Source organism: Catellatospora paridis, assembly GCF_009720365.1.
In the GTDB taxonomy this organism is placed as follows: Bacteria; Actinomycetota; Actinomycetes; order Mycobacteriales; family Micromonosporaceae; genus Catellatospora; species Catellatospora paridis.
In genome coordinates, this window is record NZ_ML769313.1 from 451,412 (window position 1) to 464,594 (window position 13,183).

12 protein-coding genes are annotated in these 13,183 nt (G+C 71.6%); 5 read left to right on the forward strand and 7 right to left on the reverse strand.

The window, feature by feature from the left end; translation table 11 throughout:
• Nucleotides 1-25: 25 nt before the first annotated feature.
• The 5 genes from F9C41_RS06935 to F9C41_RS06955 all read right to left on the reverse strand — a co-directional run bounded on the left by F9C41_RS06935 (nt 26) and on the right by F9C41_RS06955 (nt 6,203).
• A complete protein-coding gene (locus F9C41_RS06935) occupies nt 26-2,305 on the reverse strand; it encodes a rhamnogalacturonan lyase family protein (protein ID WP_155385815.1) in 2,280 nt (759 codons plus the stop codon).
• 323 nt (nt 2,306-2,628) lie between these two features.
• A complete protein-coding gene (locus tag F9C41_RS06940; RefSeq protein WP_230689379.1) occupies nt 2,629-3,399 on the reverse strand; it encodes an ABC transporter permease in 771 nt (256 codons plus the stop codon).
• Nucleotides 3,396-4,184, reverse strand: coding sequence for an ABC transporter permease (locus F9C41_RS06945; RefSeq protein ID WP_155385816.1), 789 nt, complete (start codon nt 4,182-4,184; stop codon nt 3,396-3,398). The genes F9C41_RS06940 and F9C41_RS06945 overlap by 4 nt, the downstream gene beginning before the upstream one ends.
• Nucleotides 4,184-5,137 carry an ABC transporter ATP-binding protein gene (locus F9C41_RS06950; RefSeq protein WP_407924672.1) on the reverse strand — a complete coding sequence of 318 codons (954 nt, stop codon included), beginning with the start codon at nt 5,135-5,137 and terminating at the stop codon, nt 4,184-4,186. Before F9C41_RS06950 ends, F9C41_RS06945 begins: the two co-directional genes overlap by 1 nt.
• Nucleotides 5,138-5,204: 67 nt before the next feature.
• Complete coding sequence (locus F9C41_RS06955; RefSeq protein WP_155386225.1) at nt 5,205-6,203, reverse strand: zinc-binding alcohol dehydrogenase family protein; 999 nt, start codon at nt 6,201-6,203, stop codon at nt 5,205-5,207.
• 64 nt (nt 6,204-6,267) lie between these two features.
• Between F9C41_RS06955 and F9C41_RS06960 the strand changes: the two genes are divergently transcribed.
• From F9C41_RS06960 to F9C41_RS06980, 5 genes are all read left to right on the forward strand, one after another.
• Nucleotides 6,268-6,477: a helix-hairpin-helix domain-containing protein gene (locus tag F9C41_RS06960; RefSeq protein ID WP_155385817.1), complete on the forward strand. Its 210-nt coding sequence runs from the start codon at nt 6,268-6,270 to the stop codon at nt 6,475-6,477.
• A gap of 44 nt (nt 6,478-6,521) precedes the next feature.
• Nucleotides 6,522-7,601, forward strand: a complete 1,080-nt coding sequence (locus F9C41_RS06965; RefSeq protein ID WP_155385818.1) for a serine/threonine protein phosphatase — start codon at nt 6,522-6,524, stop codon at nt 7,599-7,601.
• A gap of 243 nt (nt 7,602-7,844) precedes the next feature.
• Entirely contained in the window at nt 7,845-10,238 is a 2,394-nt protein-coding gene (locus F9C41_RS06970) for a discoidin domain-containing protein (RefSeq protein ID WP_155385819.1), read from the forward strand.
• A 285-nt stretch (nt 10,239-10,523) separates the two neighbouring features.
• On the forward strand, nt 10,524-11,675 hold the full coding sequence (locus F9C41_RS06975; protein ID WP_155385820.1) for a hypothetical protein: 1,152 nt from the start codon (nt 10,524-10,526) through the stop codon (nt 11,673-11,675).
• Complete coding sequence (locus F9C41_RS06980) at nt 11,672-12,289, forward strand: hypothetical protein (RefSeq protein WP_155385821.1); 618 nt, start codon at nt 11,672-11,674, stop codon at nt 12,287-12,289. The genes F9C41_RS06975 and F9C41_RS06980 overlap by 4 nt, the downstream gene beginning before the upstream one ends.
• 27 nt (nt 12,290-12,316) lie before the next feature.
• Here the strand turns inward: F9C41_RS06980 and F9C41_RS06985 are convergent, their stop codons facing one another.
• Nucleotides 12,317-12,802 carry an SRPBCC family protein gene (locus F9C41_RS06985; RefSeq protein ID WP_155385822.1) on the reverse strand — a complete coding sequence of 162 codons (486 nt, stop codon included), beginning with the start codon at nt 12,800-12,802 and terminating at the stop codon, nt 12,317-12,319.
• 3 nt (nt 12,803-12,805) lie between these two features.
• Nucleotides 12,806-13,147 (reverse strand): ArsR/SmtB family transcription factor, encoded by a 342-nt coding sequence (locus tag F9C41_RS06990; protein WP_120320570.1) that lies wholly within the window; start codon nt 13,145-13,147, stop codon nt 12,806-12,808.
• Between the last annotated feature and the right edge of the window lie 36 nt (nt 13,148-13,183).

Here is a 13,183-nt window from a genome sequence, read left to right on the forward strand (position 1 = left end):
TACCACGATCGGGCCGAAAGGGATTTCACCTGACGTAGATGTTGGGAGAGGGCGGGGTGCTCATGCCGTCGCCGAGGAAGAAGCTCGGGTGGGGCGGCTGGTTGTAGGCCGTGTTCTGCCAGGCGATGGCGACCCGGTACATCGGGTCGTGCATCAGCGTGTGGATGCGCCGGTCGGTGGTGTTGGTCGTGGCGTAGATGCGCAGCGCGGTGTTGTCGCTGGTACGCCAGATGACCTCCTCGCGCCAGTCGCCGAACAGGTCGGCCGACAGGGCGGGCGTGGACTTGGTGCCGTTGTTGGAGGCGACGTTGCTGCCGGTGAGCAGGCGGGTGTCGCCGCTGGTGCCGTACTTGTCGATGTGCGTGCCGTCGAGCAGTTCGCGCACCGGGTCGCCGTCCCACCAGACCAGGAAGTTGATCGAGCTGGGTTCCCGGCCGAGGGACGCGCCGTTGGCGGTGTTGCGCAGGGTGGTGTCGCTGGCCGACCAGGCTTCGGCGCCGGGGCTGCCGGCCCAGATGTCGCCCGCGACGCCGCGGCCGTTGTCCGCGCCGGTTGCGGTGCTCCACAGGATCTGGCCGGTGCGCGCGTCGGCCAGCCACGAGCCGGGCTGGCTGGTGGACTCGCTGACCTTGAACACTTCGAGGCCGGCGCGGCTCGGGACCAGGTCGCCGACGTGCATGGCGTCGCCGTGGCCGCGGCCGGTGTTCCACAGCGGCGTGCCGTTGTCGTTGATGGTCATCGCGCCGAAGATGATCTCGTCGCGGCCGTCGGCGTCGACGTCGCCGATGGACAGCTGGTGGTTGCCCTGCCCGGCGTACTGGCTGCCGGCGCTGTTGGAGTCGAACGTCCAGCGCCGGGTCAGCGAGCCGTTGCGGAAGTCCCAGGCCACGATGACGGTGCGGGTGTAGTAACCGCGCGACATGATCAGCGACGGGCGGACGCCGTCGAGGTAGGCCGTGCCGGCCAGGAAGCGGTCGACCCGGTTGCCGTAGTTGTCGCCCCAGGACGACACGGTGCCCCGCGCCGGCTCGTAACTGACGGTGGACAGGGCCGCGCCGTTCAGGCCGTTGAACATGGTGAGGTATTCGGGCCCGGCCAGCACGTAGCCGTCGGCGTTGCGGTGGTCGGCGCTAGCGTTGCCGATCACGGTGCCGACGCCGTCGCGGGTCGCGTCGGCGGTTTTCATGGCGACCTCTGCGCGGCCGTCGCCGTCGTAGTCGTACACCTGGAACTGGGTGTAGTGGGCTCCGGCGCGGATGTTGCGGCCCAGGTCGATGCGCCACATGCGGGTCCCGTTGAGCCGGTATGCGTCGACGTAGACGTTGCCGGTCACGCCTGCCTGAGAGTTGTCCTTGGCGTTGTCGGGGTCCCACTTGAGCACGATCTCGTACTGGCCGTCGCCGTCGAGGTCGCCTACGGAGGCGTCGTTGGCCGAGTAGCCGCTCGCCGGTGCGGAGATCGGCACGTCGAGGTAGTTGCCGCCGGCGAAGCGCAGCGACGCCGGTGAGGCGGCCTGCTCGGTGCCGTTGACGACGGCGCGCACCGTGTACGACGCGTCGGCGGCGGCCCCACTGTCCAGGTAGTTCGTCGAGTTCGTGATCGGCGAGGCGTTCACCTTCGTGCCGCCGCGGTAGACGTTGAAGCCGGTGCTGTAGGACTCGGTGCCGAGCAGCCGCCAGGAGACCAGATTGGCGCTGCCGGAGCGGACGCTGACCAGGCCCCGGTTGAGGTCTTCCATCTGCTTGGCCCCGGACGGCGGCGGGCCGGACGGTGACGGGCTGGGCGAGGCGGGCGCCGACGGCGACACCGACGGCGACACCGACGGGGAGGCCGACGGCCGCGGGGACGCCGACGCGGAAGGCGACGGCGCGGCCGAGGTCGGCGCGGGCGCTCCGGTGCAGGTGGTGCCGTTGAGCGCGAAGCTCGCCGGGGCCGGGTTCGACGCGTTGTTCCACGAGGCGTTGAAGCCGAACGCGGTGCTCGCGTTGGTGGCGATGGGCGCGTTGTAGCCGGCGTCGGTGACCGAGACATTCGTGCCGGACTGGGTGAAGCTGCCGTTCCAGAGCTGCGTGACGGTCTGCCCGGCGGTGAAGGCCCAGGTCAGGGTCCAGCCGTTGACGGGGTCGCCGAGGTTGGTGACGGTGACGTTGGCGCCGAAGCCGCCGCCCCACTGGTTGGTGACGGCGTAGTCGACGCGGCAGCCGGCGGCCGCCTGGGCGCTGACCGCGGTCACGACGCCCGCGGTCAGGACGGTGACGGTGGCGGCGGTGAGCACCGCGAGCCGCCGTCGGGTACGTGTGGGCATATGCCTCTCCCGAGGGATGGGTGTGGACCGGGCAGACGCCCGGCACGGTGATCGGGGGACGGACATTCAGGGCGGGTGCCGGCGGGGTCACGGGTCCGTCGCGGGCGCGCGGTGTGTCGCGGCCCGATGCGGTGGTTGACGGAGTCGACGCCTGACCGGCGTTTGCTCGGATGCATGCCCGGTGCATCCGTTTCGCCCTTTGGGCGGTAGCGTGCCCTGCTCCCGGCAGAGATGTTAGACCTGTCGATGGATGGCCACAAGCGGAGCCGACCCCGGCGCGCGTGCGGAAATGCGCTCCGGCCTGCGTTCGCAGGCGCCCTTCCTTACGGGAGTAGTAGGCGGGAGAGGCGGCGGGTGGCCAGCCAGGAGCCGAGGGCGGCCATGGCGAGCAGGTAGCCGACGGCGACGAGCATGCCTGGGTGGAGCCGGCCGGTGGTGATGCCGCGCAGGAGTTCGATGCTCTGGTAGAGGGGCAGCGCGGCGACCACGGGTCGCAGCGCGGCGGGGTAGACCGACAGCGGGTAGAACGTGGTCGCGAACAGGAACATCGGCAGCATGACCAGTTGCAGGTACTGCTGGTGGTGGAACTCGCGGATCACGGTGATCGCGGCCATGCCGGCGGCGGAGAAGGCGTACGCGATCAGCACGCAGGCGGGCAGCGCGAGCAGTGCCCACCATGAGTGGACCATCCCGAACGCGGCGATCACGACGAGGAAGCAGGCCGCGGACAGGGTGCTGCGCAGCACCGACGCGGCGATCTCGCCGTACGCGATGTCGCGCACGGTCAGCGGCGTCGTGATGATCGCGTCGTAGAACTTCTCGAAGCGCAGCCGCCACCAGACCGCCCCGGTGGTCTCCGCGATGGCACTGTTCATGGCGGACGTGGCCAGCAGCGCGGGGGCGACGAACGCCGCATAGGCCACCGCGCCGCCGTCGCCGTCGATGAGCTGTCCGATGCCGACGCCGATGGACATCAGGTAGAGGAACGGTTCGAACACGCCGTTGACGGCGAGGTTCCACGGCCGGCCCTTGCGCAGCACCCACAGGTGCCGCAGGACGATCACGTGCGCGGCGGGCATCATGGTCCCCTTCACGGGTGCAGGTGGCGGCGGAAGTTGCGCCGGGCGAGCAGGTAGCCCGCCAGCGCCATGGCCGACAGGTACGCGGTGTGGGTGAGGCTGCCCGCCCAGGTGGCGGTGCCGAGGGTGAGGGTGCGGCACAGCTCGACGCCGTGCCAGAGCGGGGTGAGCGCGACCAGGTGCTGTGCCGCCTCCGGTAGCTGGGTGGTGGCGAAGAACGTGCCGGAGAACAGGTACAGCGGCATCACCACCCATTTGAACAGCGTCTGCACCGGGCGTACGTCGGGCAGCGTCACCGCCCACGCGGTCACCGGCATCGCGAACGCGAACCCGGTCAGCGCGGCGGCGGGCAGCACCAGCGCCGCCAGCGGCGAGGTCGCGACGCCGAACGCGAACATCACGGTGCAGAACGCGGCCGCGCCGATGACGACCTTCACGGCCATGAACAGCGCGTGGCCGTTGAGCACGTCGACGGGTTCGAGCGGGGTGGCCACCGCGACCGGGTAGGCCCGGCCCGGCATGCGGTGGTAGCTGACCGGGAACGCCGACTCGATCATGCCGTTCTGCATGGACGCGGCGGCGAGCATGCCGGGCGCGAAGAACGCCAGGTAGCTGACGCCGCCCAGGGCTGCGACGTCCGAGCCGACCAGGGTGCCCAGCCCGGCGCCGATGGCGATCAGGAACAGCAGCGGGTTGGCCACGCTGATGACGATGGTGCCCTTCCAGTTGCGCCGGTAGTGCAGCCAGCAGTAGCGGTAGAAGCGCAGGGCCATGCCCCGCGGCGCGGCGGCGGTCGTCATCAGTCGACCAGTGTCCGGCCGGTGAGGGCGAGGAACACGTCCTCCAGGCTCGATCGGCGCACCAGCGCGGTGACCGGGGCCAGGCCGAGGGTGTGCGCGGCGGCCAGCGCGGCGTCGCCTTCGGCGGTGTACCACAGCAGCCGGTCGGGCAGCTCCTCGATGCGGTCGCCGGTGACGGCCTGGCGCAGCTTGTCGAGCGCGGCGGCCTGCTCGCCGATGCCGAAGCGCAGCTCGAGGACCTCGCGGGTGGCGTGCGCGGCGATCAGCTCGGCGGGCGAACCCTGCGCGACGATCTTCCCGCCGTCCATCACCACGAGCCGGTCGCACAGCTGCTCGGCCTCGTCCATGTAGTGCGTGGTCAGCACGAGCGTGACGCCCTGCTGCTTGAGCCGGAACAGCCGGTCCCACAGCACGTGCCGGGCCTGCGGGTCCAGGCCGGTGGTGGGCTCGTCGAGCAGCAGCATCTCGGGCTCGTTGATCAGGGAGCGGGCGATGGTGAGCCGTCGGCGCATGCCGCCCGACAGTGCGTCGACCCGCTCGGCGGCCTTGTCGGACAGCTGCGCGAAGTCGAGCAGGCCGGTCGCCCGCTGGTCGATGACGTCGGTGGACAGTCCGAAGTAGCGGCCGTATATGAGCAGGTTCTCGCGCACGCTGAGTTCGGTGTCGAGAGCGTCGTCCTGCGGCACGACGCCGATCCGGGCGCGGATGCGCCGGCCGTCGGTGGCGGGGTCCAGACCGAGCACCCGCAGCGTGCCCGCGGTGGGCGGGGACACGCAGGCGAGCATGCGCATGGTGGAGGACTTGCCCGCGCCGTTGGGGCCGAGGAAGCCGAAGGCCTCGCCCCGGTGCAGGGTGAAGTCGATGCCGTCGACGGCGGTGAAGGGGGCGGCACGCTTGTCCCGCGGCGGGTAGGTCTTGACGAGCCCCGTGGCTTGTGCGATCACGTCTGACACAGCCGTCAGCGTAGGAACGAGATCGAAAATCTGCAAGAAATTTACATGTCCGAGCAAATTATAAACTTCAGGGGACGAGCACCGCCGCGCCCTCGAACCGGTCGCCCGCGAGGTCGGCCAGTGCCTCGTCGGCCCGGTCCAGCGGGTAGACGGTGGTCGTGACCGACAGCGGGTGCGCCGCCGCCAGGGCCAGGAACTCCCGGCCGTCGTCCCGCGTGTTCGCGGCGACGCTGCGCAGCTGGCGCTCCTCGAACAGGTGTCGCTCGTAGTTCAGCACCGGGATGTCGGTGAGGTGGATGCCCGCGATGGCAAGGGTGCCGCCCCGGTCCAGGGCCGACAGTGCCGGTGGCACCAGGTCGCCGACGGGGGCGAACAGGATCGCCGCGTCCAGTGGCGCGGGCGGCTGCTCGTCCGCGCCGCCCGCCCAGGCCGCGCCCAGACTCAGGCCCAGCTCGCGGGCGGCGGGGGAGCGGGTCATCACGTACAGGGTCGCGCCCTGGGCCAGGGCCACCTGCGCGGTGAGGTGCGCGGAGGAGCCGAAGCCGTAGATGCCCAGGGTGCCGCCCGGTGGCAGCTCGGCGCGGCGCAGTGCCCGGTAGCCGATGATGCCTGCGCACAGCAGCGGCGCGAGGTGCACGTCGTCGTACCCGTCCGGCAGGCGGTAGGCGTAGTCGGCGGGCACCATGGCGTACTCGGCGTAGCCGCCGTCGGCGTCCCAGCCGGTGTAGCGGGAGGACGGGCACAGGTTCTCCTGGCCGCGGCGGCAGTACACGCAGGTCTGGTCGGTGTGGCGCAGCCAGGCGATGCCCGCCCGGTCGCCGGCGGCCCACCCGGTCACGGCGTCGCCGCGGGCGGTGACCTCGCCGACGACCTGGTGACCCGGGATCACCGGGCTGCGGTGGGGCGGCAGGTCGCCCTCCGCGACGTGCAGGTCGGTGCGGCACACGGCGCAGGCGCGTACCCGTACCAGCAGCTCGTCGGCGGCCGGGACCGGCACCGGGCGGCGCACCGCCCGCAGCGGCCGGGTGGCGATCGGACCGGGCGCGGCGACCTCCCACGCGGCCATGGTGTCCACGCCTCCATCATCGTCGTACCGGGCGGTGTCCGGGCGCTGATCTACCATCAGGTCCATGAGCGCAGCGGCGGGGGACGAGATTCCGAAGATCAGCAGGCCGGCGAACGACGCGCTGGCCCTGGCGGGACACACCACCCTGACCGCGATCGCGCAGCTGACCAAGAAAGACCTGCTCGACCTGCACGGCGTCGGGCCGAAGGCGATCCGGATCCTGCGCGAGGCGCTCGCCGAGCGCGGACTGACCTTCGCCGACGAGCGAAAGTGATCATCTGGAGGTAACCTCCCGTCACGACGACGGGGAGGACCACCATGCCACCGGAGAACGACGGCCTGGCGTACGGCGCGCGGCTGGCCCGCCACTACACGGCATCGGCCGCGCTCGCGCTGCTCAGCGACGCCGAACTCGCCGACCGGGTGGCCGCGGCCGAAGTCGTCGGCGCGGGCATCGGCGGCGTCACGGCCCGGCTGGACCTGGGTGGGACGCCCGTCTTCGTCAAGCGCATCCCGCTGACCGACCTGGAGCGCCGTCCCGAGCACGTGCGCTCCACCGCCAACCTGCACGGCCTGCCGCCGCACTGCCAGTACGGCATCGTCTCGCCTGGCTTCGGCGCCTGGCGCGAGCTGGCCGCGAACACGCTGACCACCAACTGGGTGCTGGCCGGCCGGCATCCGGGTTTCCCGCTGATGTACCACTGGCGGGTGCTGCCCGGCGCCCCGGTCGTCCCCGCGGAACACTCCGACGTCGAGGGCGTGGTCGCGTTCATGGGTGGCGACCCGGCCGTCCGCGACCGCCTGGACGCGCTGGCGGGGGCCTCGGCGAGCCTGGTCCTGTTCCTCGAACACCTCCCGCATCGGCTCGGCGACTGGCTGGCCGGACCGCTCGCGGCGGGCGGGGACGAGCTGGTCGCGGCCTGCCGGATGATGGAGCAGGGCCTGGTCGGCGGCGTGGACTTCCTCCAGGCGTACGAGCTGCACCATTTCGACGCGCACCTGGGCAACCTGCTCACCGACGGCCGCCACGTCTACTTCGTCGACTTCGGGCTGGCGGTGTCGCCCCGGTTCGCACTGTCGCCGCGGGAGTCGGTGTTCCTGGCCCACCACGCCACCCACGACGCCGGATACGTACGGATGAGGCTGGTCAACTGGCTCGTCCAGCACGTGGTCGGCGTGCCGGTGCCGGACGACGGCGGGCCAGTCGAGCGCAACGCCTACATCCGTGAGTGCGCCGTGGGCAGGCGGCCGGAGGGCGTCCCGCCCGAGCTGGCCGACATGATCGTCCGGTACGCGCCGGTCGCCGCGCTGATGAACGACTTCTACTGGCAGCTGTTCGACGGCGCGATGCAGACGCCGTACCCGGCGGACGAGGTGGCCCGCGCACTGACCCGATGACTCGCCGAGTGCAAACAGTTGCACGAACCGTTGCTACAAACGGTGATGTTGCGAGTCGGTTTTGGAATTGTTTCCGTCGACATCTTGCCGTGCCCCGGACCCGGGCATAGGGTTTGGCCAATCCCCGCCCGGGGATGCGGTCCCGCTCACCGCCGTTCGCTGCCGGACATCCGATGTCCGGCGACGGAGGGTGCCACGCTCCCCGCGCCACGCCCCTCCGGCTGTGCAGGAAGGGAGTGCGTCATGGCAGTATCCCGGCGGAGGTTCGTGACCTCCGTGGCGTCCGGGTCAGCGCTGGCCGCCACCGGCGGCGCCGTCGCAGGAGGACTCACCGCGGTGAGCCCGGCCGCGGCGGCCAGCCCGCCCGGCGACGTCGTCGGCAAGATCTCGGTCGGCTACCAGGGGTGGTTCGCCTGCACTGGCGACGGAGCCCCGATCAACGGCTGGTGGCACTGGAGCAACAACTGGGGCCAGCCGCCCTCGCCGAGCAACAACGCGATCGTGTCCTGGCCGGACATGCGCGACTACCCCGCCCAGTACCAGACCGCATACGCCAACCTCGGCAGCGGCCAGCCCGCGAAGCTGTTCTCGTCCTACGACCAGTCGACGGTGAACCTGCACTTCCAGTGGATGCAGCAGCACGGCTGCGACACCGCGGCGCTGCAGCGGTTCAACCCGTTCGGCGGCGAGGGCCCGACCCGCGACGCGATGGCCGCCAAGGTGCGCACCGCCGCCGAGGCCAACGGGCGCAAGTTCTACATCATGTACGACGTCACCAACTGGGCGAACATGCAGTCGGAGCTGAAGACCGACTGGACCACGAAGATGTCGGCGTACACGTCGTCGTCGGCGTACGCCCGCCAGAACGGCAAGCCGGTCGTCTGCATCTGGGGCTTCGGCTTCAACGACCCGGGCCGCCCGTTCGCGCCGGACGTCTGCCTGGAAGTGGTGAACTGGTTCAAGGCCCAGGGCTGCTACGTCATCGGCGGTGTGCCGACCTACTGGCGGCAGGGCATCAACGACTCCCGGCCGGGCTTCTTCAACGTGTACACGGCCTTCAACATGATCTCGCCGTGGATGGTCGGCCGCACCGGCGACGTCGCCGGTCTCGACTGGTTCTACAACAACGTCAACGTTCCCGACCAGGCCGAGTGCAACAACCGGGGCATCGACTACCAGCCCTGCGTGATGCCCGGCGACCTGTCCTCGCACCACCGCTTCCACGGCGACTTCTACTGGCGGCACCTGTACAACATGATCCGGGTCGGCGCGCAGGGCCTGTACGTGTCGATGTTCGACGAGTACAACGAGGGCAACCAGATCGCCAAGACCGCCGAGAACGCCTCGCAGGTGCCCACCAACTCGGGCATCGTCACCCTCGACGAGGACGGCACGGTCTGCTCGTCGGACTACTACCTGCGCATCACCGCCGACGGCGGCCGCATGCTCAAGGGCCAGCTCGCGCTGACCGCGGTGCGCCCGACCCAGCCGGTCGTCGGCGGGCAGCCACCGGTGGACAGCAACCTGGCGCTGAACAAGCCGGTCACGGCCAGCAGCGTCAACGCGAGCTTCGTGCCGCAGAACGCCGTCGACGGCAACCCGGCCACCTACTGGGAGAGCGTCAACAACGCCTTCCCGCAGTGGCTGCAGGTCGACCTCGGCGCGGCCGCCACGGTCAGCCGGGTCGTGCTGAAACTGCCCGCGGGCTGGGGCAGCCGGGTGGAGACGCTGTCCGTGCAGGGCAGCACCGACGGCTCGTCGTTCAGCACGCTGTCGGCCTCGGCCGGGCGCACCTTCGACCCCGGCGCGGCCAACACGGTCACCATCACCTTCACGGCGACGACCGTGCGGTACGTGCGGATCAACGTCACCGGCAACACCGGCTGGCCCGCGGCCCAGCTGTCCACGTTGGAGGTGTACGGGACCGCGCCGCAGGGCGACACCCAGGCCCCGAGCGCCCCGGGCAACCTCACCGTCACCGGGCAGACCAGCAACAGCGTGTCGCTGTCCTGGCAGGCGTCCTCGGACAACGTCGGCGTGACCGGATACCAGGTTCGCCAGGCGGGCAACGTCGTCGCGGGCGGGACCGGGACGTCGTACACGGTGACCGGGCTGAGCCCGGCGACGACGTACAGCTTCACCGTCACCGCCCAGGACGCGGCCGGCAACACCTCGTCGCCGTCCAACACCGCGACCGCGACCACCGGTTCCGCGCCCGCGTCGAACCTGGCCCGCAACAAGCCCACCCAGGCCAGCAGCTACACGCAGAACTACGGGCCGGGCAACACCGTCGACGGCAACGCCGACTCGTACTGGGAGAGCGCCAACAGCGCGTTCCCGCAGTGGCTGCAGGTCGACCTCGGCGCGGCGACCACCGTCAGCCGCATCGTGCTCAAGCTGCCGCCGCCCGCGGCGTGGGCCAGCCGCACCCAGACGCTGTCCGTGCAGGGCAGCGCCAACGGGTCGACGTTCAGCACCGTCGTCAACTCGGCCGGATACACGTTCAACCCGTCCTCGGGCAACACCGTGACCATCACCTTCCCGGCGACCTCCACCCGGTACGTGCGGCTGAACTTCACCGCCAACACCGGCTGGCCCGCCGGGCAGCTCTCGGAGTTCGAGGTCTGGGCCAGCTGACCGCCGCCGTCCCCGGCGGCCAAGACCGGCCCGCGGTCCACGACGCCGAACGTCGGACCGCGGGCCACACCCCGCGGCCGCCGGGCCGGACCGGCCTCGCCCCCGGCGCGTCCGGCACGGCGGCCGTGTGCGCGGGACAGCCTGCTGTCCACGGTGTGGGGCGTCGCGGCGGTGCTGCGCCTGGCCGCCGCGACCGCGGCACCGCCGGCGCTGCGCGAGTGGCGGTGAACCGCTCTGTCGGCCGGGGGACAGCGGTGCGACCGTCCGCATGGGACCCTGGGCGCGATGCGTACCCTTGCGCTGCTCCGAGCCGCGCTGCCGCTGGTCGTCCTGGCAGCGTCCGTGCTCATGGCGTCACCCGCCCACGCCGAGGTCGGCCGCGTGTCGGTGCACAGCGGGACCGCCGAGTTCGGCCCCGGTGCCGCGCTGCAGCAGTTCACGGTGGCCTGTGCCGCGGAAGAGCAGCTGGTCAGCGGCGGTTACGCGGGCGGTGATCCGCAGTTGAGAGTCGTCGCCAGCCACCCGTCCGACGGTCAGGGGACCCCGATCGCCGACGGTGCCGCGCCGCGGGCGTGGACCGTCGGCGTGGTCAACACCGGCCAGGCCGTGCGCACGCTGCGGGTCTTCGCCACCTGCCTGACCGGTGGCGACAGCACCGCCGGGGTGTACGCGGGCACCCAGTCCGACCCGGCCGACACCACCGTCGAGGCAGCCTGCCCGCAGGGCACGGTGCGCACCGGCGGCGGCTACTGGGCGGTCTGGTACGCCCGGCTCGGCGCGGCCCGCATCGACGGCAGCCATCCGACCGGCGGGCGGGGCTGGGCGGTCGACCTAACCGTGGCCGCGAACCTGCCCGCCCGCTCCTCGGTGACGGCGCTCGTGGTCTGCCACACCGGCCCGGTGGCGGCCGTCGCCGCCGAGCCCGCCGAGTTCGACCTGTTGCAGGCCTCGCCGGTGTGCGTCGTCGGCGCGGCCGCGAACGTATGCGTGGTGCCGCAGTCCGGATCGGGGGCCGCTCGGTGTCCCGACGGGACGGCGCTGACCGGCGGCGGCTACCTGATCGTGTCCGGGGGGCCGCTGACCGGCCAGGCCGCCGTCGTGGACGGACCGGCGTCGGCGGGCGGCTGGACCGTGCGCGTCACCGGGACCACCGCGCAGGACACCCGGGTCCGGGTGCGCGTGGAGCAGGTCTGCCTCGGCAGTGTCGTCCGTCCGAGCGAGCCGGTCAGCGATCTGCTCCCGGACAGTGGCGCGCGGCTGAACAAGGCGCTGGCGCTGGGCGGCGGCCTGCTCGGGTTGCTGCTGCTGATCCTGCTGGCGATCCTGGCCCTGCGCCGGTCCGGCCGACGGTCGGGGCCACCCGCGCCGGGCATCGAGGTCGTGGTCCGGACGGCCCGCTTCCGCTACCGCGACGACGCGTACCGGGAGGACCTGTGACGACCGTCCGGGACATCGTCTTCGGGGAGCTCATCCCGGGTAAGCCCGGCGAGGCCGCCGGGGAGGTCGAGGCGGCCGCCGAGAGGCTGGCCGGGGCCGGGGTGGTCGCCGACCAGCCGCAGGCGCCCGCGGCGGCGCTGGCGCGCGCGGTGCTGACCAAGGTCGCCGAACTGCTGGACATCGAGATCTCCGACGTGTTCGTCGGCGCGTGGAAGACCAGGTCGGCGCTGCTGACCGCGGCCCGGGAGACGCACGCGACGCCCGGCCTGCGACGGGAGGTGAGCATCCGCACCTTCACCATGCCCTGGGAGTACGAAGCCGAGGTGGACGTGGTCGTCAACGGCTCCGTCGTCACCACCCTGACCGCGGCGGTCACCCTGCAGCTCACCGTCACCGCGCTGGCGGCCGTCGTCGAGGCGGGCCGCCTCACCGCGCTCACCGCGGGCGACACCACGGCCCACGGCGAACTGCGGGTGCGCTGCTCCTCGCCGGCGGCCGAGCACACCGTGGCCGAACGCGAGCAGCCGGTCGACCTGCGGCGCGAGCTGCGGCTCGGCGGCGGCGTGGCCCTGATCGACGAGGCCGGCGAAGTCGCGGCACAGCCGTCGTCGTGACCGCACCGCCGGACGGCGGCAGGCCGCTTACGAGGCGAGCAGGGCGTCGATCTGGTTGATCGCCAGCGAGGCGCCCTCGACGATGCCCATGTCGAGCACCTGCTGCAGGGCCTCGGCGGACGCGTAGGTGCCGACGTACGTCGCGCGGGTGCCGCCGCCGTGCGCGGCGAAGCTGTACACGTTCTGGGATACGGGCAGGTTGGGGTTCGGGTTGAAGTCCAGGTCGGCGAAACCGTCCTCGAAGGCGAAACTCGTCGGTTCGTCGACGGCCGTGACGAGCCAGTAGCCGGCGTGCTTGTCGCCCTCGGGGCCGGTCATGAAGTAGTTCACGCGTCCGCCGGGCCGCAGGTCGTGCTCGACCACGGTCGCCGGGTAGGTCGGCGGTCCCCACACCTGCTCCAGCTGGCGCGGGTCGGCATAGACCTGCCAGACGCGCTCCACCGGCGCGGCGAATTCGGCGACGAGGGTCAGGGTCAGGTTGTCGAGGTCGTGCCGGACGTCGGTCACGGGCATGGGTCAGTCCTCCTGGTCGGGATCGGACGCGATGAGGTCGTCGATGCGCGCGATGCGGCCGCGCCACACCTGCTCCAGCTCGGCGAGCATGGACGCCACCGAGCGCACCGCCGCCACGTCGCCGCTGACCAGCTGCTCACGCCCGCTGCGGAGCTTGGTGAGCAGGCCGGCCTTCTCGAGCACGGCGACGTGTTTCTGCACCGCGGCGAAGCTCATGTCGTATTTCGCCGCGAGCGCGGAGACCGAGTGCTGTCCGGCCAGAACCCGGCGCATGATGTCGCGCCGGGTGCGGTCGGCCAGAGCGTGGAAGAAGGCGTCGGCCTGGTCCTCGCTCCGATCGGTCACGCCTCAAACATACAACCAAACGGTTGTACGTTGTCA